At 68.3% G+C, this 22065-nt stretch carries 20 protein-coding genes; 13 read left to right on the top strand and 7 right to left on the bottom strand.

What is annotated here, in order from left to right:
* Positions 1–73: 73 nt before the first annotated feature.
* Positions 74–727 (bottom strand): cholesterol catabolism transcriptional regulator KstR, encoded by a 654-nt coding sequence (kstR, locus tag GIY23_RS13440; protein WP_154076973.1) that lies wholly within the window; start codon positions 725–727, stop codon positions 74–76.
* Between the two features lie 152 nt (positions 728–879).
* Here kstR and GIY23_RS13435 point away from each other — a divergent pair, with 152 nt between their 5' ends.
* The 3 genes from GIY23_RS13435 to GIY23_RS13425 are packed head-to-tail and all read left to right on the top strand — an operon-like array spanning position 880 to position 3965.
* Positions 880–2145 (top strand): glycosyltransferase family 4 protein, encoded by a 1266-nt coding sequence (locus tag GIY23_RS13435; RefSeq protein WP_154076972.1) that lies wholly within the window; start codon positions 880–882, stop codon positions 2143–2145.
* Positions 2146–2158: 13 nt separating this feature from the next.
* Positions 2159–2899, top strand: a complete 741-nt coding sequence (locus GIY23_RS13430; RefSeq protein ID WP_228717276.1) for a class I SAM-dependent methyltransferase — start codon at positions 2159–2161, stop codon at positions 2897–2899.
* On the top strand, positions 2892–3965 hold the full coding sequence (locus GIY23_RS13425) for a prenyltransferase (protein ID WP_154076971.1): 1074 nt from the start codon (positions 2892–2894) through the stop codon (positions 3963–3965). The genes GIY23_RS13430 and GIY23_RS13425 overlap by 8 nt, the downstream gene beginning before the upstream one ends.
* A gap of 128 nt (positions 3966–4093) precedes the next feature.
* Here GIY23_RS13425 and GIY23_RS13420 read toward each other — a convergent pair whose 3' ends face one another.
* Positions 4094–4762, bottom strand: a complete 669-nt coding sequence (locus tag GIY23_RS13420) for a class I SAM-dependent methyltransferase (RefSeq protein WP_228717275.1) — start codon at positions 4760–4762, stop codon at positions 4094–4096.
* Positions 4763–4862: 100 nt separating this feature from the next.
* Here GIY23_RS13420 and GIY23_RS13415 point away from each other — a divergent pair, with 100 nt between their 5' ends.
* The 6 genes from GIY23_RS13415 to GIY23_RS13390 all read left to right on the top strand — a co-directional run bounded on the left by GIY23_RS13415 (position 4863) and on the right by GIY23_RS13390 (position 12056).
* The gene (locus GIY23_RS13415; RefSeq protein WP_154076970.1) at positions 4863–7067 is read left to right on the top strand and encodes an acyl-CoA dehydrogenase; all 2205 of its coding nucleotides are present in this window, start codon (positions 4863–4865) and stop codon (positions 7065–7067) included.
* A 103-nt stretch (positions 7068–7170) separates the two neighbouring features.
* Entirely contained in the window at positions 7171–8250 is a 1080-nt protein-coding gene (locus tag GIY23_RS13410; protein ID WP_154076969.1) for an acyl-CoA dehydrogenase family protein, read from the top strand.
* 8 nt (positions 8251–8258) lie between these two features.
* Positions 8259–9431 carry an acyl-CoA dehydrogenase family protein gene (locus tag GIY23_RS13405; RefSeq protein WP_154076968.1) on the top strand — a complete coding sequence of 391 codons (1173 nt, stop codon included), beginning with the start codon at positions 8259–8261 and terminating at the stop codon, positions 9429–9431.
* A gap of 14 nt (positions 9432–9445) precedes the next feature.
* Positions 9446–10447, top strand: a complete 1002-nt coding sequence (locus tag GIY23_RS13400; protein ID WP_154076967.1) for a bifunctional MaoC family dehydratase N-terminal/OB-fold nucleic acid binding domain-containing protein — start codon at positions 9446–9448, stop codon at positions 10445–10447.
* Positions 10444–10887 (top strand): hotdog family protein, encoded by a 444-nt coding sequence (locus GIY23_RS13395; protein ID WP_228717274.1) that lies wholly within the window; start codon positions 10444–10446, stop codon positions 10885–10887. The genes GIY23_RS13400 and GIY23_RS13395 overlap by 4 nt, the downstream gene beginning before the upstream one ends.
* Positions 10884–12056 carry a lipid-transfer protein gene (locus GIY23_RS13390; RefSeq protein WP_154076966.1) on the top strand — a complete coding sequence of 391 codons (1173 nt, stop codon included), beginning with the start codon at positions 10884–10886 and terminating at the stop codon, positions 12054–12056. The genes GIY23_RS13395 and GIY23_RS13390 overlap by 4 nt, the downstream gene beginning before the upstream one ends.
* A gap of 70 nt (positions 12057–12126) precedes the next feature.
* On the opposite strand, the gene GIY23_RS13385 is transcribed toward GIY23_RS13390, so the two are convergent.
* The 5 genes from GIY23_RS13385 to kstD all read right to left on the bottom strand — a co-directional run bounded on the left by GIY23_RS13385 (position 12127) and on the right by kstD (position 17391).
* Positions 12127–12990 carry a MaoC/PaaZ C-terminal domain-containing protein gene (locus tag GIY23_RS13385; protein ID WP_154076965.1) on the bottom strand — a complete coding sequence of 288 codons (864 nt, stop codon included), beginning with the start codon at positions 12988–12990 and terminating at the stop codon, positions 12127–12129.
* Positions 12991–12998: 8 nt separating this feature from the next.
* Positions 12999–14057, bottom strand: a complete 1059-nt coding sequence (locus GIY23_RS13380) for a ferredoxin--NADP reductase (protein ID WP_154076964.1) — start codon at positions 14055–14057, stop codon at positions 12999–13001.
* A complete protein-coding gene (locus tag GIY23_RS13375) occupies positions 14054–14407 on the bottom strand; it encodes a hypothetical protein (protein WP_154076963.1) in 354 nt (117 codons plus the stop codon). The genes GIY23_RS13380 and GIY23_RS13375 overlap by 4 nt, the downstream gene beginning before the upstream one ends.
* A gap of 1 nt (position 14408) precedes the next feature.
* Entirely contained in the window at positions 14409–15575 is a 1167-nt protein-coding gene (locus tag GIY23_RS13370) for a Rieske 2Fe-2S domain-containing protein (protein WP_154076962.1), read from the bottom strand.
* Positions 15576–15639: 64 nt separating this feature from the next.
* The gene (gene kstD, locus GIY23_RS13365; RefSeq protein WP_154076961.1) at positions 15640–17391 is read right to left on the bottom strand and encodes a 3-oxosteroid 1-dehydrogenase; all 1752 of its coding nucleotides are present in this window, start codon (positions 17389–17391) and stop codon (positions 15640–15642) included.
* 136 nt (positions 17392–17527) lie between these two features.
* On the opposite strand from kstD, the gene GIY23_RS13360 reads away from it, so the two are divergent.
* From GIY23_RS13360 to dmpG, 4 genes are read left to right on the top strand one after another with little or no spacing between them, the layout of a single operon-like run.
* Positions 17528–19159, top strand: a complete 1632-nt coding sequence (locus tag GIY23_RS13360; RefSeq protein ID WP_154076960.1) for an FAD-binding protein — start codon at positions 17528–17530, stop codon at positions 19157–19159.
* A complete protein-coding gene (locus GIY23_RS13355) occupies positions 19146–20033 on the top strand; it encodes a 2-keto-4-pentenoate hydratase (protein ID WP_222850151.1) in 888 nt (295 codons plus the stop codon). The genes GIY23_RS13360 and GIY23_RS13355 overlap by 14 nt, the downstream gene beginning before the upstream one ends.
* Positions 20030–20950: an acetaldehyde dehydrogenase (acetylating) gene (locus GIY23_RS13350; protein WP_154076959.1), complete on the top strand. Its 921-nt coding sequence runs from the start codon at positions 20030–20032 to the stop codon at positions 20948–20950. The genes GIY23_RS13355 and GIY23_RS13350 overlap by 4 nt, the downstream gene beginning before the upstream one ends.
* Positions 20947–22008 (top strand): 4-hydroxy-2-oxovalerate aldolase, encoded by a 1062-nt coding sequence (gene dmpG / locus GIY23_RS13345; protein ID WP_228717273.1) that lies wholly within the window; start codon positions 20947–20949, stop codon positions 22006–22008. Before GIY23_RS13350 ends, dmpG begins: the two co-directional genes overlap by 4 nt.
* Positions 22009–22065 lie beyond the last annotated feature (57 nt).

Here is a 22065-nt window from a genome sequence, read left to right as displayed (position 1 = left end):
GTGGTGACCCCTGGCACGACACGACGACAGCTCGTTCAGCAAGGAGTTCTCACGGCACCGCCGGGCGGCGGCATCATTCCGGTGCGGTCTCGTTCGGGTCGCCGATCAGCAACCGGACGGTCAACTCCAGCCGGTTCGACACGTCGGTCGCCGACGCCCGCCGAGTGACCCATGCCACCAGGTTCGACATCCACACGTCGGTGATGACCCTGGCGATCGCGCGCTGCTCGTTGGTGGGTTCGTCGTCGGTCATCGCCCGGGTGAAGAACTGTTCGGACAGCGCCGCGACCCGGTCGACCTCGGCGGCGGCGGAGGTGTCGGCGAACATGAACGCGCGCGTCATCGCCTCGGTGAGCTGCGGGTTCCGCTGCAGCGTCCGGGTGGCTTGGTTGAGGACGAACAGCACTCGTTCGTAGGTGGTCGCACCCGGGATCTTGCGTCGGTTCTGCCGTTCCTGCGCGGCCTCGAACTGCTCGGCCAGGCCGGTCACGAGCAGGTGGATCTTGGACGGGAAGTACCGGTACAACGTCCCGAGGGCGACGTCGGCCTTCTCGGCGACGGTGCGCATCTGGACCGCGTCGTACCCGCCCTTCGCGGCGAGTGCGATCGTGGCCTCGACGATGCGTTTCCGTCGCTCGGCCTGAGCCGTTGTAGCGGGCGGGGCTTCCTCGGGCAGGGGGTTCAGAACGGTGGACCCGGTTGCGCGCTGACGCGGCGATCCGGCCATGGGAACGATCTCCTGAGAAGTTGTGCGTGTCGAGCGAGTGATCGGTCTCGCACGATGTGAAATGTGGTGAGAGGACGGGCTAGGGTGACGAGGCAAACCGATCAGAACATGTTTCATTCTATCGGCTCGATCGCGGCTGTGTGAGGTGAACCGTGCGAATCGCACTCCTGTCCTACCGGAGCAAGCCGCATTGTGGTGGTCAGGGCGTCTACGTCCGATATCTGAGCCGGGGTCTGCTCGATCTGGGACACGAGGTCGAGGTGTTCTCCGGGCAGCCGTATCCGGAACTCGACGACGGCGTCACGCTGACGCCGGTGCCCAGCCTCGACCTGTACCGGGAGACCGACCCGTTCCGCACCCCGCACTGGCGGGAGATCCGTGACCTGGTCGACGTGGCCGAGCTCGGCGTCATGTGGTCGGCGGGCTTCCCGGAACCGTGGACGTTCAGCCTGCGCGCGGCGAAGGCGTTGCGGGCCAGGGCCGGGGAGTTCGACGTCGTGCACGACAACCAGTGCCTCGGCTCGGGCCTGTTGTCGTTGCAGCGGGCCGGTGTGCCGCTGGTGACCACGGTGCACCATCCGATCACCCACGATCGCCGGGTGGATCTCGCCGCGGCGCGCGGCCGGCGCAAGCTCACGCTCCGTCGGTGGTACGGCTTCCTGCGGATGCAGAAGCGCGTCGCGCGCAGACTTCCCGAGATGCTCACCGTCTCGCACTCGTCGGCGGAGGCGATCAGCGAGGACTTCGCCGTTCCGCGGGATCGTCTCCGGGTCGTCCCGCTCGGGGTGGACCACGAGGTGTTCCGGCCGTCCGAGCGCCCGCGGGTTCCGGGTCGGATCGTGGCGATGGCCAGCGCGGACACGCCGCTGAAGGGGGTCGGCACGCTGCTGGAGGCGGTGGCGAAGCTGCGGACCGAACGCCACGTCGAACTGGTGCTGGTGGCCAAGCCCACGCCGGGCGGGCCGACCGAGCGGCTCATCGACGATCTGTCGATTTCGGACGCGGTGCGGACGGTGCACGGGATCGCCGACGACGAGCTCGCCGAGCTGGTCGGCACGGCCGAGCTGGCCTGTGTGCCGTCCCTGTACGAAGGGTTCTCGCTGCCCGCCGTCGAAGCGCTGGCGTGTGGTACGCCACTCGTGGCCAGCCGTGCCGGAGCCATCCCCGAGGTCGTTGGGGAAGACGGCGAGGCCGCTCAGCTGGTCGAGCCTGCCGATCCCGAGGCGCTCGCCCGGGCGCTCGGTGACCTGCTCGACGATCCGGAGCGCCGGCGCAGGATGGGTGCGGCGGGACGAGAGCGGGCGTTGCGCCGCTACAGTTGGCCCTCCGTGGCCGCGGCCACAGTGGACTGCTATACGGAGGCGATCGAGAAGACCCGCGCACGAGGCGCGGGTGCTGCCGGTGCCGGGCACCGGTGAACGAAGAGAGGCAGTGGCAGCGGTGCTGACGGTGAATTTCGACGAACTCGGCGTACGGCCGGGCCAGCGGGTGCTCGACATGGGTGCCGGCGCGGGGCGGCACGCGTTCGAGCTGTATCGGCGCGGTGCCGAGGTCGTGGCCTTCGACCAGGACGCAGGCGAGCTGGAGAACGTCGCGACGATGTTCGCCGCGATGGAACACGAGGGCGAGGCTCCCGCCGGTACGTCGGCGACCACTGTGGCCGGTGACGCCCTGCAAATGCCGTTCCCGGACGAGCATTTCGACATGGTCGTCGCCTCGGAGATCATGGAACACCTTCCCGAGGACGAGAAGGCCATGCACGAGCTCGTGCGCGTGCTCAAGCCCGGTGGGCGGGCGGTGGTCACCGTGCCGAGCTGGTTCCCGGAGCGGGTCTGCTGGGCGTTGTCGGACACCTACCACGCCAACGAAGGTGGTCACGTCCGCATCTACACGATCGACGAGCTGGAAGGAAAGCTCGGCAACGCCGGGCTCGTCCCGGTGTTCCGGCGCCACGCGCACGCCTTGCACTCGCCGTACTGGTGGCTGAAGTGCGCGGTCGGGCCGGAGAACAACGATCACCCGCTACCGCAGGCGTACCACCGGTTGCTGGTGTGGGACATGATGAGCAGGCCCTGGATCACCCGGTTCGCTGAGGAGCTGCTCGATCCGGTGATCGGCAAGAGCGTCGCGGTGTACCTGAGTAAACCGAAGGTGGCCGTACCCCGTGCCTGATGTGCCGTTCCTCGACGGAATTCTCTCGGCGGACGACGTGGCGCACACGGCACGCTCGATCGCGTCGGTGCAGGAGGATTCCGGCGCTGTGCCGTGGTTTCCGGGTGGGCACGTGGACCCGTGGGACCACGTCGAGTCTGCCATGGCGCTGTCGGCGACCGGCTTGTTCGCGGAGGCCGACGCGGCCTACGAGTGGTCTCGTCGCACGCAGCGGACGGACGGTTCCTGGCCGATCCAGATTCGCACGGGTGCGATCGAGGACGCCGGGTCGGACTCGAACTTCTGCGCCTACATCGCCGTCGGGGTGTGGCACCACGTGCTGATCACCGGTGACGACGGGTTCGCGCGGCGGATGTGGCCGTGCGTGCGTGCCGCGCTCGACTTCGTACTCGGCTTGCAACGGGAACGCGGCGAGATCGAGTGGGGACGTGACGTGGACGGGAACTCCACCGGCGAGGCACTGCTGTCGGGCTGTTCCAGCATCCACCAGAGTCTGCGCTGCGGGCTGGCGCTCGCCGAGCTGGCCGGTTCGCCGCAGCCGGACTGGGAGGTCGCACTCGGTCAGCTCGGGCATGTAGTGCGCGGGCACCCCGAGGTGTTCGCGTCCAAGCGGCGCTACTCGATGGACTGGTACTACCCGGTGCTCGGTGGTGCGGTGCGGGGCGAGCAGGGGTTGCGGCGGATCACCGAGCGGTGGAACGAGTTCGTGGTGCCCCGGTGGGGCGCGCTGTGCGTCGACGACCGGCCCTGGGTGACCGGCGGGGAGACGTGCGAGCTGGTGCTGAGTCTCGACGCCCTCGGAGAGCGTGTCCGGGCGCGGGAGCTGCTGGCGGTGATCCAGCATCTGCGTGAGCAGGACGGTTCCTACTGGACCGGCTACGTTTACGAGGACGACAAACGCTGGCCGGTGGAACGCACGACCTGGACCGGTGCCTCGGTGATCCTGGCAGCCGACGCGCTGTCCCGCACCACGCCGGGCAACGGCATCTTCCGGGCCGAGGATCTGCCGTCCGGGCTCGCGGTGGAAGCCGCCGCGTGCGACTGCGCGGCCGATCTCCGCCGCTGAACACTCCTGTCGGAAGGGTTTTCTTCGTGTCGTGTCAGCGGCGGAGCCGCTGAGCCTCACCACGTATGCAGCACGACCACCGCCACCCGACCCGCCGAGCAAGACCTTCTGGCACGGTTCTTGTCAGCTCAGTGGAGGCTGCCTGCGGTTCCCTCGACGCGCTGCAGGATCCGCATCGAGTCGCACACGTCGATCTCGCGGAAGACGCCGCTGTCGACGGCGCGCCGGTAGATCCGGTATGGCGCCTGTCCGCCGTCGTCCGGGTTCGGGAACACGTCGTGGATGACGAGCACGCCGCCGGCAGAAACCCACGGAGCCCAGCCCTCGTAGTCGGCGACCGCCGCGGCGTCGGTGTGTCCGCCGTCGATGAACAGCATCGCCAGCGGTGACCGCCAGAGCGCCGCGACCTGCGGGGAGCGCCCCAGGACCGCGACGACGTGGTCTTCGAGCCCGGCGTCGGCGAGCGTGCGCCGGAACGTCCCCACCGTGTCGAGACGACCCACGTGCGGGTCGATCAGGGTCGGGTCGTGGTACTCCCAGCCGGGCTGGTGTTCCTCGGACCCACGGTGGTGGTCGACGGTGACGACGGTCCCGCCGGTCTCCCGCGCGGCGCCTGCGAGGTAGAGCGTGGACTTGCCGCAGTAGGTCCCGACTTCCAGGGCGATGCCGGTGCCGAGGTGGCTCAGGGCGGTTGCCGCGAGTGCTTCGCCCTCGGCGGGTGGCATGAAGCCGACCGCGTCCTCCGCGCGCCGCAGGACCTCGCGGGCGAGGCCCGTCGTCTGTGCTGGCTCGTGCACGCGGTTCCTCCTCGGTCGGGCTCGCCGACGACTCTACTGTTCCGCGGATTCGTGCGGAGAACCTGGCCAAAATAGAACACGTTCTATTAGTCTGCCGGGTATGCCGATTGCCATCACCGAGGAGCAGCTGGCGCTCCAGGAGTCGATCAAGGCGTGGTCCGGTTCGTTCGACACCACGTCGGTACGGGACCGCGAGCCGCAGGCAGGCTCGCCAGGGGCGCCGACGCGCCAGTGGTCGGGTCTGGCCGAGCTCGGCGCACTCGGAGTGGCGCTGCCGGAGCACGTCGGCGGAGGCGGGGGCACGGTCGCCGACTTGGCGGCAGCGTTGGAACAGGCCGCCGCGGCGCTGGTCCCCGGTCCGCTGCTGTCCACGGCACTGGCAGGCGTCCTGCTCTCGAGCAGGAGCGACCAGGCGGTGGCGCACGAGATCCTCACCGGCATCGTGGACGGGTCGTTCTCGGTTGCCGTCGCCGGTGACGTCGACGGCAGTGCCGATGTCAGCGAGGGTGGCGGCCGGGACACCGGAAGCGACGTCGTCCTCTCCGGCGAGATCGACCACGTGGTGAGCGCGGGCGACACCTCCCATCTCCTCGTTCCGGCATCCGGCGGGAGCGGCGAGTCCTGGTTCGTGCTGGCGACCGACCAGCCGGGCGTCGCCGTCACCGCACGAGAACCCATGGACTTCTCCCGAACCTACGGCCGGGTCAGCTTGAGCGCGGCCGAGGCAGTGCGCGTCGAGGGGCTCGGGACCAGTGAAGTGCGGGACCTCGCCGTCACGCTCGCGTCGGCGGAGGCCTCCGGTGTCGCGGCCTGGTGCTTACGCACTGCCGTGGACCACGCGCGCACCCGCGAGCAGTTCGGCCACGTCATCGGAACGTTCCAGGCGGTCAAACACCTCTGTGCGCAGATGGCGTGCCGTGTCGAGCAGGTCGCGGCGGTGTCGTGGGACGCCGCGCGCACGGTGCACGACGCGCCCGACGAGCGACCGCTGGCGTCGGCGGTGGCCGGGGCGCTCGCACTCGACGCCGCCGTGGAGGTGGCCAAGGACTGCGTCCAGGTACTCGGCGGTATCGGGTTCACTTGGGAGCACGATGCGCATCTGTACCTGCGTCGCGCGATGGCGCTGCGCCGGACGGGCGGTGGCGGTTCTCGCTGGCGCAAGCGTGCCGCCGAACTCGCCTCGGCCGGAATGCGGCGAAGCGTGCGGGTGCCCGAGGAGCTCTTGGAGCAGGCCGAACCGCAACGGCCGGAGATTCGCCGACTCCTGCGCGCGGTGTCGGAGGCGCCCGAATCGGAACAGCGAGGCAGGCTCGCCGAATCCGGCTGTGTCGCACCGCATTGGCCGGCCCCGTACGGGCGGGACGCCTCACCCGCGTTGAGCCTGATCATCGACGAAGAGCTCGAACGCGCAGGCGTCCGGCGACCGGATCTGACGATCGGGGGCTGGGCCGTGCCCACGCTCATCGCACACGGCACCGACCAGCAGCGCGAGCGGTTCGTCCGTCCGACGCTGCGCGGCGAGGTCGTGTGGTGCCAGCTGTTCAGCGAGCCCGAAGCAGGATCCGACCTGGCTTCGTTGCGGACCAAGGCGGTCCGCGTCGACGGCGGGTGGAAGCTGACCGGACAGAAGGTGTGGACCTCGCTGGCCAGGGACGCTCACTGGGCGATCTGCCTGGCACGCACCGACGCCGATGCCGCCAAACACCAAGGCATCACCTACTTCCTGGTGGACATGGCGAGCCCGGGTGTCGAGATCCGACCGCTGCGGGAGATCACGGGCGACGCCGTGTTCAACGAGGTGTTTCTGCACGAGGTCTTCGTGCCCGACACGGACGTCGTCGGTGCACCGGGACAGGGCTGGAAGATCGCCCGCGCGACGTTGGCCAACGAACGTGTCGCACTCAGCGGGAGTTCGTTGGGCAAGGGCGTCGAGCGCGCGCTCGAACTCTGCCGCGATGGAACCGCGCAGGTCGACGCCGAAGTACTGGACAAGCTCGGCGGTCACGTGGCGACGAGCGTGTCGACCGCGTTGCTGGGACTGCGGTCCACGTTGCGGCGACTACACGGTGACGAGTCGGCGGGAGCGTTGTCCAGTGTGGAGAAACTCGTCGGCGTCTGGCATCGCCAGGACGTCGCCGAGTTCGCGCTCGAGATGTTCGGTCCCGATGCCGCTGCGGTCGACGGGGCGGCGTCCGCGGCTGTGCACGAGTTCTTGGTCACGCGGTGTCTGAGTATCGCCGGTGGGACGACACAGGTGCTGCTGTCGGTGGTCGGCGAGCGGCTGCTCGGCCTTCCCCGGGGGTGAGGATCTTGCGCCGTCCGCATCGAGCCGATACAACGAGAACACGTTTCAGTTCGCTGACGGGTCGCTGGCCGACCCGGGAAGCGCCCGGAACCGAGGAGTGACTGTGGACTTCGCGTGGGAGGACTCCGCGGCGGCGGTGCGAGACCTGGCCGCCGAGGTGCTGCGGCGCGAGAGCGACCGCGCCGGCGACGACAACGATGCCGCGCACGAGGCGGTGTGGAAGGCGCTCGGTGAGGCGGGTCTGCTGTCGCTCGCCGTGCGCGAGGACTCCGGAGGTGCCGGGCTCGGTCCCGTGGAAGTGTCCGCCGTGCTGCGCGAGATCGGACGCCGCGCCATCCGTGCTCCGGTGCTCGCGACCACGGCTTTCGCGGTGCTGCCGATCGCGCGTCTGGGGACACCGGCCCAGCAATCAGTTCTCGACGGGGTCGATGGGGGCCGGATACTCACCGCGGCGTTCCACGAACCCTCGGAACCGTTCCCGCACGCTCCGCGTGTGACAGCCCGCACGGACGGCGACGCGATCGTCGTCTCGGGGACGAAAACCGCCGTCCAGCACGCCGAGACCGCGCACCGGGCTCTCGTCTCGGTCTCGTGTGACGGTGAACCGGCCGTGGTGATTGCGGACCTGGCCGCCGACGGAGTAAAGGTCAGTTCGAAAACGAACTCGGCCGGCGTCCCGACCGCGAGTGTGCACTTCGACGAGACTCGGTTGGCGCGCCGCGCACTTCTCGGCGAACGAACCGGGCCGGACGTGGTCCGGGAACTGTATCGCAGCATCCTTTGTGGACTGTGTGCGACGGCCGACGGCGCGCTGGCCGGGGCGCTCGACCTCACCGCCGAGTACGTGCGCAACCGCACACAGTTCGACCGGCCATTGGCGGAATTCCAGTCCGTCGCGGGGCAGATCGCCGACGTCTACGTCGCCGCCCGCACGATGAGTGTGGCGACCACGTCCGCGTGCTGGCGGTGGGGCGAAGGGCTCGACCCGGACGAAGATCTCGCCGTGGCGTCCTTCTGGCTCGCCGATGAACTGCCCACGGCGGTCCGTACCTGCCATCACCTGCACGGTGGTGTCGGCGTGGACGTCACCTACCCGATGCACCGCTACTACTCCTCAATCAAGGACCTCGCCGCGCTCGCCGGAGGAAGCGCCCAGCGGCTCGAGGCTCTCGCGACGGTTTAGGGGACGAGATGTTCATCGAACTCACCGACCAGCAGCGCACACTGGAGCAGGAACTGCGCGAGTACTTCCGGACCCTGTTGAGCCGGCAGGAGCGCGAGGCGATGCGGACGGACCGCCACAACGCGGCGTTCCGGGACGTGGTCCGGCGCATGGGACGGGACGGCTGGCTCGGCGTGGGGTGGCCGACCGAGTTCGGCGGCCTGGGGTTCGGCGAGATCGAACAACAGATCTTCGCAAACGAGGCCGCTCGCGCCGACGTGCAACTTCCCTCGGTCACGCTGCAAACCGTCGGTCCGACCCTGCAGGCGCACGGTACGGACGAGCAGAAGGCCTACTTCCTGCCGAAGATCCTCTCCGGTGAGATCCATTTCGCGATCGGCTACAGCGAGCCGGAAGCGGGAACCGACCTCGCCTCGCTGCGCACCAGCGCGGTTCGCGACGGCGACCACTACGTCGTCAACGGGCAGAAGATCTTCACCACGGGTGGGCACGACGCCGACTACATCTGGTTGGCGGTCCGGACGAATCCCGAGGCACCCAAGCACAAAGGAATCTCGATCCTCATCCTGGACACCACCGACCCCGGGTACTCGTGGACGCCGATCATCACCTGCGACGGCGCGCACCACGTGAACGCAACTTATTACAACGACGTGCGGGTGCCCGCGAATCGGCTGGTGGGGGAGCAGGACAAGGGGTGGCGACTCATCACGACCCAGCTCAACCACGAGCGCGTCATGCTCGGGCCGTCCGGCCGGATCGCGTGCGTGTACGACGCGGTTCGCGACTGGGCCGGGCGACAATCCGGTCCGGACGGTGCGCCGTTGCTGGAACGCGACGACGTCCGGCGCGCGCTGGCCCGGATCCGTGCTGATCTGCGCGTCAACGAGCTGCTCAACTGGCAGGTCGCGGCGTCGGCTGCGGACGGCCCGGTGAGCATCGCCGACGCGTCGGCGACCAAGGTCTTCGGCTCCGAGCGGTTGCAACGCATCGTCGCCGACCTGGAGGAACTCGTGGCACGGCACGGGGATCCGAGCGAGCCGGACACCGCCGAACTCGCGGACTGGCTCGACGTGCAGGCCAAACGCAACCTCGTCCTCACCTTCGGGGGCGGGGTGAACGAGATCCAACGGGAACTGATCGCGATGGCGGGTCTCGGCCTGCCGAAGGTACCGCGCTGATCGGAAGGGATCAGATGACGACGACAGACGACGGTGACGACGCGGTGTCCGCCGCGATTCTGCGGTTGGCCGACACGATCCGGGTCGAGGGAGAGTCCGCGCGCCGTGCGGGCCGCGACCCGGTGAACCTTCCGCTGATCAACAACTGGGTGGAGGCGATCGGTGACGGCAACCCCGTCTACATTGACCCGGCGGCCGCGCAGGATTCGGTCCACGGAGGACTTGTCGCGCCGCCTGCGATGGCGCAGGTCTGGACGATGCCCGGACTGAATCCGGAGCGGGACCCGAAGGACCCCCTGTACCGGATGATGGCGGCGCTCGACGAGGAGGGCTTCACCTCGGTGGTCGCCACCAACAGCGATCAGGTGTATCACCGCTACCTCCGCCACGGTGAGTCGGTCGCGGTGTCGACGAAGCTCGAGTCCGTCGTCGGGCCGAAGAACACCGGGCTGGGGCAGGGCTGGTTCGTCACGACACGCAACATCTGGTACTCCGGGGACGAAGCGGTCGCGGAGATGATGTTCCGAGTGTTGAAGTTCCGCCCGTCCGAGCGCGAACCGGAATCGAGTGCCCAGCCGAGTACGGAGGAATCCGGTACTCCGCTGGGCACGTCGATTCTGCCGGCGATCAACCAGGACACGGCGTACTTCTGGGAAGGCGCGGCGGCGGGAGAGCTGCGTATCCAGCGTTGCGGAAACTGCGGGCTGCTCCGCCACCCTCCGGGCCCGATGTGCCCCGAGTGCGGTGCGACGAAACCGACGTACCTGGTGGCGTGTGGCCTCGGCGAGGTCTACAGCTACGTCGTGCACCACCGGCCCGCCGTGCCGGGCAAGCAACTGCCGTTGGTGATCGCGGTCGCGGCACTCGACGAAGGGGTGCGCGTACTCGGCGAACTGCACGGGTGTGCGCCGGACGACGTACGCATCGGGCAACGCGTCGAGGTCGCATTCCAGCAGGTGGACGAACAAGTCGCGTTGCCGTACTGGCGGCCCGTGAACGAGGAGGTGTCGCGATGACCGCAGGGCTCGGCCGGACACGCACGGCGAACGAGGTGCGAATCGGTGATGCGCTTCCGGAGGAGCGGATCGAGGTGACGCCGACGTTCGTGGTGAGCACCGCGATCGCGACCCGTGACTTCCAGGACGTGCATCACGATCGTGATCTCGCGAACGCCAAGGGGTCGAAGGACATCTTCGTCAACATCCTGACCTCGACGGGGATCGTGCAGCGGTACGTCACCGACTGGGTGGGACCGGAGGCGTTGGTACGCGGGGTGTCGGTGAAGCTCGGCGTCCCGTGCTATGCCTACGAGACTCTGACTCTGTTCGGTCAGGTACTCGACACCGAGGAAACCGGCGACGAGGTCCGCCATGTCATCGAGGTCTTGGGACGCAACAGTCTGGGCGAACACGTGCGAGCCTCCGTGCGGGTCGTTCTGCCGGGAGGGCACGCATGAACAGCGCATCGTCGGTCGCGTCCATCGCCGGAATCGGAGCGACCGAGTTCTCCAAGGAGTCGGGGCGCAGTGAGTTGCAGCTCGCGGCCGAGGCGACCCGTACCGCACTCGACGACGCGGGACTGGATCCATCCGATGTGGACGGACTGGTCACCTTCACGATGGACACCAACAGTGAGGTGGCCCTCGCGCGGGAACTCGGGATACCGGAACTCAGTTTCTTCAGCCGGATCGGCTACGGCGGAGGCGCCGCGTGCGCGACCGTGCAGCAGGCCGTGATGGCCGTCGCGACGGGGATGGCCGAGGTCGTGGTGTGCTATCGGGCATTCAATGAGCGTTCCGGGCACCGGTTCGGTCAGGTGGCGACCGCCGCGGCGTCGGCAGGCACGTCGTCGGGACTGGACAACAGCTGGAGCTATCCGATGGGTCTGGGCACCCCGGGTGCACAGGTCGCCATGTTCGCCCAGCGGTACATGCACGAGTACGGCGCGACGAGCGAGGACTTCGGGCGGGTCGCGGTGGCCGATCGCAAACACGCGGCGACGAACCCGAACGCCTGGTTCTACCAGCGTCCCATCACGCTCGCCGAGCATCAGGAATCGCGGTGGATCACCGAGCCGCTGCACTTGCTGGACTGTTGCCAGGAAAGTGACGGTGGCGTGGCGCTCGTGGTCACCAGTACCGAACGGGCGCGCGACCTACCGCACCCTCCCGCGGTGATCGCCGCCGCGGCCCAAGGGAGCGGTCCGGACCAGTTCACCATGACCAGTTACTACCGTGACTCGCTCAGCGGGCTTCCGGAGATGGGTGTGGTGGGCCGACAGCTGTGGGAGCAGTCCGGGCTGGCACCGCAGGACATGCACATGGGCGTGCTCTACGACCACTTCACGCCGTTCGTGCTGGTGCAACTGGAGGAACTCGGCTTCTGCGGCCGGGGCGAGGCAAAGGAGTTCATCGCCGACGGTGCGATCGAACTCGGTGGCCGGTTCCCGCTCAACACGCACGGTGGTCAGCTCGGCGAGGCCTACATCCACGGTATGAACGGGATCGCCGAGGGCGTCCGGCAGCTTCGGGGCACCTCGGTGAACCAGGTCGCCGACGCAGACAAGTTGGTCGTCACCGCGGGTACCGGTGTCCCCACCAGCGGCCTGGTGCTCACCGCCTCGTGACGCCACACCGACAGCCCTGATCGGCTGATCACACGAGGCGCCGGGGAGCCCGGGCGCCTCGTGGCGTGCGTCAGTCGTCGGTGGTGACGCGGATGTCGCTGAGGACGGGAGCGTCCTCGCGCGCGGGAACGGACGAGACGCCGACCCACTCGTGACCCTCGCGCCACAACTCGGTGCGGACGGTCTCGCCGGGGAACACGACGCCGGCGAACCGGACGCCGTACGAACGCAACCGGGTGACGTCTGCGCCCGCGAGCTCGTCGACGATCGCCTTGCCGACCATGCCGTAGGTGCACAACCCGTGCAGAATCGGTCGCGGGAATCCCGCGGCTTCGGCGAAAGCGGGGTCCGAGTGCAGCGGGTTGCGATCACCGCACAGTCGGTAGAGCAGCGCTTGCTGAGGCAACGTGGGGGAGTCGAGCACGACCTCCGGTGTCCGCGCGGGGCGTTCGAAACGTGGAGAAGACCCTCGGTTTCCGCCGAATCCTCCCTCCCCGCGTGCGAAGATGCTCGACCGCGTCGTGCACAGCGGAGTTCCGTCCAAGTCGGAGGTGACGGTCTCCTGGACGATCACTGCCGCTGTTCCCTTGTCCTGCACGTCGGCGATGTGTGTCCGGGCGGTCGCTTTACCGTCGGTTGGGAGTGGACGGTGCACCTCGATCTCTTGGCTACCGTGCAGGACGTTCGCGAGGTCGATCTCGACCCCGGGAAAGGAAACCTCCGGAGGGTCGGACCTGTGAAAGTTCGGAGCGACGATCGCGAAGGTCGGCAACACCTGCAGGTCGCTCTCGGTCACGTAGCGCAGTTCACGCGGGTCGACGGAATCGGCTCCCGCACCCACCGCGAGGTGGTAGAGCAGGACGTCGGAAGAGCTCCAACCGAACTCCTGCGTGGGCAGGACGGCACCGATGGCCTGGTCCGGATCGATCGGCACGGGTCACCTCATTCGTAGCTGACATGGACTTCGTCGGTGACGGGCAGCGACTGGCAGGCCAGCACGATGCCCTCGTCGAGGTCTTCCTGTTCCAGGATCGCGTTGGTCACCATCGTCACGTCACCCTTGTCGACGCGGCACGCGCAGGCGCTGCACGCTCCCTGGCGGCACGAGAACGGCGCGTCCATGCCTTGTTCCAGCAGGAGGTCCAGCAGCCGCTTGTTTCGCGGCCAGGCGAGCTGACGCTGTTCGCCGTCGAGGTCGACGTGCACCGTCGCTTCGCCCGCGTCGGGTGAGTCGGTAGCCGCCTCGTCCGCGGCGTCGTGGTCGAACGGGTTCTGTTCCAACGACAGGAAGCGTTCCACCTGACGCCGTTCCCGTGGCAGCCCCAGGCTTTTGAGCGCGGCCGAGGAGGCGTCCATGAACGCTTCGGGACCGCAGACGAACGCGTGGAACTGCCGGTACGGCGCGAACAGCGTGCGCAGCGTCGTCTCGGACGGCAATCCCTGCACGCTCTCCAGCCAATGGACGACGGTGACCCGGTCTGGGTACTGCTCGGTCCACCGGCGCAGTTCCTCGGCGAAGATCACGGACTTCTCGTCCCGGTTGGCATACACGACGACGATCCGGCCGGTGCCTTCGGCCAAGGCGGACTTGAGGATCGACACGACGGGGGTGATCCCGCTCCCGCCCGCGACTAGCAACAGATCCTCGTCCCAGGAGTGCGGAGTGAAGACCCCAGCGGGCGGAAGCACCTCCACTGTGGACCCTGGCACGATGTTGTCGCACAACCAGTTGGAGCCGTAGCCGTCGGTGACGCGTTTGACCGTCACCTTCAGCTCCGTGTCGTGGTGTGGTGAGCTGCTCAGCGAGTAGCAGCGTGCGACCGAACCGGTGTGTTCGCTCGGCACCCGCAGCGTGAGGAACTGACCGGGCCGATACCGGAATCGGTCCGGATCGTCGTGAGGTACGGCGAACACCAGCGACACCGCGTCGTGCGTCTCGACCACGACGCGGGTCACCTCCAGCGTCCGAGCACCGGTGTCGGGAAGCTGCGGTTCGCTCATACCTGCTCCTGGTCCTGGTCTCCCACCCGCAGCCGTCCGTCGCGGACCGCGGCGTCGATGCTGGCCGCCAGGTCGGGGCAACTGTCGATGAGCGCGCTCGGGCGCCCGTCGGCGCGTTGCTCGGCGAACACGGCACACCCGGCAGCCGAGCCGTTGTCCCACTGCACACTGGTGTGTCGCCGGCTGTTCTTCTTGACCCGGACGCACGTTCCGCAGCGGTCGCACTCGATCGGCCGCAGGCCCGAAGCGAGGTACTCCGCGCGGTCGGCGGCGGTACGCTCGGTGAGCTCCGCCCGAATCTCCGGACGATCGGCGAAGGTCGGTGCCTTGGCCCAGTGTGGCGACGCCACGTCAGGCCTCCCCGGCCTGAGCCGCCGTCTGCTTGCGCGCGAGGTTGTCGGCGACCTCCTGTTCCCACGCCTCGTTGGCGCGGGTGGTGTCGACCTCGAACTCGAACCGCGCAGTCATGTCCTCGGCCACGTCATCGACGTCCACGTAAAACTGCTCGTACCAGCGGCGCAACTGATAGACCGGACCGTCGTCCTCGCACAGCAGCGGATTGTCGATGCGGGTCTTGTTCTTCCAGATCTCGACGTCCTGCAGGAACCCGACGCCGGTGTTCTTGGCGATCTTCGCCGCCATTTTGTCGGCCTGCTCGTCGGTGAGGCCGGGAAGCTTCTTGGCGAGCACGCCCCACTGCAGGACGAACGAGTTCTCGGAGATCGGGTAGTGGCAGTTGATGAGGATGGTCTCGATGTTCATCCCCTTGTACTCGTTCTCCAGCCAGTCGATCATGTACGACGGCCCGTAGTACGACGCCTCCGAACGACCGAGGTTCTCGTCGCCGCCGTAGTTGGACTGGGTTCCGCCGATGTCCGGGCGCCCCTTGGTGTTGAGGTACTGGGTGGCGACGTGGCCTTCGAACACGTTCTTGAAGTACGTCGGGAACGCGTAGTGGATGTAGAAGAAGTGCGCCATGTCCACGACGTTGTCGATGATCTCCCGACAGTGCGAGCCCTCGATGACCACCGAGTCCCAGGTCCAGTTGCTCCACTCGTCGGAGTCGACCTCGGGCAGCTCGGGAATGGTGACGTCCTCCGGCGGCGGGTTTCCTTCCGGGTCGTTCCAGACGAAGAGCTGCTTGTTCCGTTCCATCGTGGTCCACGACTTGGTTCGCGCGCGCATCGGCACGCGTTTGGTGTACGGGATCTGGACGCAGCGGCCGTTGCCGCCCCATCGCCAGTCGTGGAACGGACAGGCCACGGCCTCACCCTTGACGGTGCCTTGGGTCAGATCGCCTCCCATGTGCCGGCAATAGCCGTCGAGGACGTTGAGGGCGCCGTCCGAGCTCTGGAACACGACGAGTTTGGTTCCGAACGCGTGTACGGCGTGCGGTGTGCCGTCCTTGAACTGCTCGGAGAGTCCCAGGCAGTGCCAACCGCGCGCGAACCGCGTGGGTGGAGTGCCGACGTCGATGATGCGGACCTCGTCGTGGCCGTTGCTGGAAACCTGCGTCATGGTGCTGTTCCTCGTTCTCCTCGGGTGGCCCCGGTGGTCGACACGGTCCTGGGTGGACGGATGCTCACGGTTCCGCGTTCTGGGTGGTGGCCGCTGTGCTCGGCGGCGTGCCCGGTGGGTTCGCGGGTGCGTCGGCGAGATGCTCGACGGCGAGGTGCGCGAATGTCATGGCCGGACCGAGAGTGGCGCCCGGACCGGCATAGGTGTGGCCCATGACGGCGCTGCTGGTGTTCCCCGCCGCGTACAACCCGGGAATGTGGCTCTGGTCCTGCCGCAACACGCGGGCGTGGACGTCGGTGACCAGACCGCCCTTCGTTCCGAGGTCGCCGGGCACGATTTTCACGGCATGGAACGGGGGCACACGCAACTCGGCGAGGCACGGGTTCGGCCGGACGGTCGGGTCGCCGTAGTAGCGATCGTAGACGCTGTCACCGCGACGGAACTCCGTGTCGTCCCCGGTGTGCGCGAACGTGTTGAAGCGTTCCACGGTGGAGCGAAGGTTCTCCGGTGGCAGGCCGATCTTCTCCGCGAGCGAGTCGAGACTGTGAGCCGTGTGGACCGCCCCGGCCTTGCGCCAACGTCCCGGGAACGACTGTCGGGGTCCCAGGCCGGCGAAGACGTATCGATTGCGGTACCGCTGGTCGAGAATGAGCCACGTGGGCATGTTGCGGGCCGGGCCGTCGCCCTCCCCGTACATGGCGTGCACGGCGTCGATGTACGGCGCGGCCTCGTTGACGAACCGCCGCCCTTGCCCGTTGACCATGATGCAGCCCGGCAGAGTCCGTTCGGCCAGACAGAACCACGGCCCTCCGGACAGCGGGACGGACGGCCCCCACCACGCGTCGTCCATGAGCTCGACGGCGGCACCGGCCCGTTGACCGGCCCGAATGGCGTCGCCGGTGTTGGCTTTCGCCCCGACCGTCCACTCGGTACCGATGGGTGGTCGCTGGTACTGCGTGCGCATCTGCTCGTTTCGTTCGAAGCCGCCCGCGGTGAGGACCACGCCGAGTCGGGCGCGGAGAGTGGCGCGTTCACCGTCGCGTTCCACCACGACGCCGGTGACGCGTCCGGACGCGTCCTGGTCGAGGTCGAGCATGGGAGTGTCGAGCCACAGCGGCACCCCCGCGTCGCGTAATCCGACCCGCAGTCCGGCTGCCAGGGCCTGACCGCGCGCGAGCAGGCGTCTGCCGGTGATGTTTCCCCACGCCCACCGGAGCCCGACGCGGAGCGCACGCAGAACGCTCGTGGGTCGCCGCATCAGGAGGTTGAGCTTGCGGAAATCGGCCTGGGTGATCACGAGATTGCGGGGGGAGCGGACGTAGTCGCGCTCCAGCTCACCGAGATGCGCGCCGAGGACGCGGCCGTCGAGGACGCCGGGTTCGACCGAGCGTCCGCCACCGCGACCGCCGGGTGCTTCGGGGTAGTAGTCGGAGTAGTCGGGCACCCACCGCAGCCGCAGCGGACTCGCGCGCAGCACATGCGAGAGCATCCTCGGCCCGTGGTCGAGGAAGGCCTGCCGACGGTCGTCGGCCACGGTGTCGCCGACGATGTGTGCGAGGTAGGTGCGGGCGTCCTGGGCGCTGTCGTCGACGCCGTCCCGGCGGAGTACCTCGTTGTTGGGGATCCAGACGCCGCCGCCGGAGCGGGCCGTCGAGCCGCCGAACCGGGAGGCCTTCTCCACGACGACCGCACGCAGGCCGTGCCGTGCGGCGGTCAGCCCTGCGGTCATCCCGGCCGCGCCGCTGCCGACGATCACGACGTCGAAGGCGGTCTCGCCGAGGTCGCCGCCCGTCTGCGGGTGAGCGGGTGTGGTCATGGCACCTCCAAAGCAACTTCACGTCTACTGGAACATGTTATAGTTTTGTCCCGTCGGGACGCTACGGCCGCGCCGGAAAACTTGGCAGAGTCGCCCGGGGCAACCGCATGAGAACCTGTTTCACCAGGAGGATGTGTTGGTCAGCGAGCTGCATGCCGACGTCGTCGTGGTGGGCTTCGGCGCCGCCGGTGCCTGCGCCGCGATCGAGGCCGCACGCGCCGGCGCCGAGGTCGTGCTCGTCGACCGGTTCACCGGTGGTGGAGCGACCCGCCTGTCGGGCGGCGTCGTCTACGCGGGAGGCGGGACCTCGGTGCAGCGGGCGGCGGGCGTCGACGACTCGACCGAGGCGATGCGTGCCTACCTGGCCGAGGAAGTCGGTGACGCCGTCTCGGCGGAGACGCTCACGCGGTTCTGTGCCGACAGTCCGGCCATGATCGGGTGGCTGAGCGAGTTGGGTGTGCCGTTCGAGTCGAGCCTGTGTCCGTACAAGACGTCGTATCCCAGCAATCGCCACTACCTGTACTACTCCGGGAGTGAATCCGCAGGCGGGTTCCGGGACGCGGCGCGTCCGGCGCCTCGAGGGCATCGAGTGCGCGGCAGGGGCACCTCGGGGTCGGTGCTGTTCGAGGTGCTCGAACGCGCCGTCGAGGCCCACGGCGTGCGGGTGCTCCGCCAGACGCGGGTGCGGGATCTCGTCCAGAACGCGGACGGCACGGTCACCGGGATCGAGTGCGACACGCTGCTCGATGCGCCTGCTCGCGTGCGCAGCGGCCACGCGCGGTTGAGCAAGCTCGCCGCGAAACCCGGCCTTTACGTACCGAAACTGTCCCGGGCACTGCACGCTCGGGTCGAGAAGCTGGAATCACGCCACGCCACACCAGTGCGTCTGCACGCGCGGCGCGGTGTGGTGCTCGCGAGCGGCGGGTTCGTCGCGAACCGCGAGATGATGCGCGAACACGCGCCCGACTACCGCGGTGGACTCCCGCTCGGCACGCGCGGTGACGACGGCACGAGTATCCGGCTCGGACAACGGGCCGGTGCAGCCGTCGCACATCTGGATCGCGTGTCCGCCTGGCGATTCATCACACCGCCCAGCGCGTTGCTCGGTGGCCTGCTCGTCGACGAGCACGGACACCGCATCTGTGACGAGTCCCGATACGGCGCGGCGCTCGGACAGGCGATGATCGAACGCAACGGTGGCAAGGGGTGGCTGCTCGTCGACGCCGAGCTGCGCAAGCGCGCCCGCAGGCAGATCGGTAGTCAGACAGTGTGGTTCCAGCGGCTCCAAGCGCTGTATCTGCTGGGGCGGGGACGCGTGAGCGCGCCTACAGTGCGTGGCGTCGCGGCGCGCGCGGGCATCGCTCCGGACGGCTTGCAGGCCACAGTGGACGCAGCGACCACCGCGGCACGGTCCGGTGCACCGGACGAGACGGGCAAGCCCGTGGAATTCGCGCAGCCGCCGGCTACCGGGCCGTTCTCGCTGATCGACATTTCGATCAAGCCGAGCCAGGTGTATCCGTGTCCGATGCTCACCCTCGGGGGGCTGGCCGTCGACGAGGAAACGGGCCGGGTCAGCGGCGACGACGGCGCGCCCGTTCCGGGGCTGTACGCCGCAGGACGGTCGGCGGTCGGGATCTGCTCCCGGTCCTACGTCAGTGGCTTGTCGTTGGCCGACTGCGTGTTCTCCGGGCGCCGGAGCGGCGCGCACGCTGCGGCCGACGGTGCCGGTGACGAAGGAACGGGCAGGAGGTCTCGTGCTCACAAGTGATCAACGCACCGCCCTGGCAGACCGGCTGCGGACGGCGGAACGAGATCGGGTGCCGATTCCGCCGCTCATCGAGCAGTTCCCGGAATTGACACCCGAGGACGCCTACGAGATCCAACTCGTGAACATCCGGCGCCGCCTCGCGGACGTCGACGTCGTCGGGCACAAAGTCGGCCTGTCGTCGCGCGTGATGCAGCAGATGATGGGTGTCGACGAGCCGGACTACGGGCATCTGCTCTCCGACATGCGGTTGAGCGAGCACGAACCCGTTCGCACGTCCCGCTATCTGGTTCCTCGTGTGGAGGTCGAGGTGGGCTTCGTACTCGGAGCCGACCTGCCGGGAGACGACTGCACCGAAGCCGACGTGCTGGCGTGCACGGAGGCGCTCGTGCCCGCGATCGAACTCATCGACAGCCGCATCGCGGACTGGAAGATCAGCATCGGCGACACGATCGCGGACAACGCGTCGTCGGCGGGTTTCGTGCTCGGTGCCCCTCGTACACGACCGTCGGAGCTCGACGTCCGAGCGATCGAGGCCACGTTGTGGCAGGACGACGACCGTGTCGCGCAAGGGCGCTCCGACGCCGTACTGGGCGATCCGACCACGGCCGTGGCGTGGCTCGCGCGAAAGGTCGCCGGGTACGGCGTACGGCTCCGCGCAGGCAACGTCGTCCTGCCGGGCTCGTGCACCAAGGCGTTCGACGCCGTCTCGGGATCCTGCTTCCGCGCCGATTTCACCACCGAGGACGGACCTTGGGGTTCCGTGTCGCTGACATTCACGCAGGAGGGCACGGACTCCGGACACGACAGTGCAACCCCCGGAACGGACAGCGGAGTTTCCGGAGCGATCACCGGGGGAACGGGAGGTGGACGATGAGCGGGACAGTGACGGCGGCGATCGTCGGCTCGGGCAACATCGGGACGGACCTGCTCTACAAGCTGGTGCGCTCCGGTATCGAGCCCCGATGGATGATCGGCGTGGATCCGGACAGCGAAGGCCTCAGGCGGGCCGAACAGCTCGGGGTGCGGACCAGTGCCGGGGGAGTGGACTGGATGCTCGCCCAAGACGATCTGCCGGATCTCGTGTTCGAAGCGACCTCGGCGGCGGTACACCGGAAGAACGCTCCCCGCTACGTCGAGGCGGGCATTCGCGCGATCGACCTCACTCCGGCCTCGGTAGGCCCGTACGTGGTGCCTCCGGTGAACCTCGGGGCCCACCAGGACGCGTCGAACGTCAACCTCATCACCTGTGGTGGGCAGGCCACCATTCCGATGGTGCACGCCGTGTCGAGAGTCGTGGACGTGAGTTACGCGGAGATCGTCGCGTCGGTGGCCTCGGTCTCGGCCGGTCCGGGCACGCGGGCCAACATCGACGAGTTCACCCGCACCACCGCAGGCGGAATCGAGACCATCGGCGGTGCGAGCCGCGGCAAGGCGATCATCGTGCTCAATCCAGCAGACCCTCCAATGATCATGCGGGACACGATCTTCTGTGCGATTCCCGACGGTGCGGACGTCGACGCGATCAGTGAGTCCGTGACCCGGATGGCCGAGGACATCGCCTCGTACGTCCCCGGCTACCGGCTGCTCGCGGACCCGCAGTTCGACGAGGCATCGGAGGCCACCGGCGGCCTCGCACGGGTCGCCGTGTTCGTGGAGGTCGAGGGCGCCGGTGACTTCCTGCCGCCGTACTCGGGAAATCTCGACATCATGACGGCCGCCGCGGTCAAGGTCGGCGAGGAGCTGGTCACGAGTCCGCTCGGGGCCACGGGTGCGAAGGAGACGGTGGCGTGAGCACGACATCCGGAAACGGCCTGGTACGCACGTTCTCGGGTGACCGCGACATCAGGGTCACCGACACCTCGCTGCGCGACGGCTCTCACCACAAACGACATCAGTTCACCGTGCGGGAAGTCCGCGATATCGTGTCCGCATTGGACGGATCCGGTGTTCCGGTCATCGAGGTCGCGCACGGCGACGGTCTCGGCGGCTCGTCGTTCAACTACGGCTTTTCCGGCACGCCGGAACAGGAACTCATCATCGCGGCGGTCGAGACCGCCGTGCACGCCCGGATCGCGTTCCTCATGTTGCCGGGGGTGGGCGTCACCGACGACATCCGGATCGCCCGGGACAACGGCGCGTCGCTGTGCCGGATCGCGACCCATTGCACCGAGGCAGACGTGGCCGTGCAGCACTTCGGTCTCGCACGGGACCAGGGGTTGGAGACGGTCGGGTTCCTCATGATGTCGCATTCACAACCGCCCGATGTGCTCGCTCGGCAGGCCCGGGTGATGGTGGACGCGGGGTGTCAGTGCGTGTACGTCGTCGACTCGGCGGGGGCGCTGGTACTGGAACAGGTTTCCGACCGGGTCTCGGCGATCGTGGCCGAGATCGGTGACGACGCGCAGGTGGGCTTCCACGGCCACGAGAACCTCGGCGTCGGCGTCGCGAACTCCATCGCCGCGGCCCGTACGGGTGCGGTACAGATCGACGGCAGTACCCGGAGATTCGGGGCGGGGGCGGGCAATACGCCGATCGAGGCGTTGGTCGGGGTCTGCGACAAGCTCGGTGTCCGCACCGGGGTGGACTTCTACGCGATCGCCGACGCGGCCGAGGACGTCGTGCGTCCTGCGATGCCAGAGGAATGCCTGCTCGATCGATCCGCGCTCGTCATGGGTTACGCCGGGGTGTACTCGAGCTTCCTCAAACACGCCGCGCGTCAGGCGGAGCGCTACCAGGTCTCCGCCGCTGACCTGTTGGCCCGCGCGGGGCAGCGCAGGCTCGTCGGAGGCCAGGAGGACCAGTTGATCGATATCGCGCTCGAGCTGCAGCGGGAAGCGGCACTCGCGTAGTCCGTCCCATCGACAGTAATGAGAACATGTTCTAGTCTGGGTCCGCTGGCGCGGTGC

It is taken from the genome of Allosaccharopolyspora coralli (assembly GCF_009664835.1).
Lineage (GTDB): Bacteria > Actinomycetota > Actinomycetes > Mycobacteriales > Pseudonocardiaceae > Allosaccharopolyspora > Allosaccharopolyspora coralli.
The sequence above is the reverse complement of the archived record's forward strand: the minus strand, read 5'-3'. Positions and strand labels throughout refer to the sequence as shown.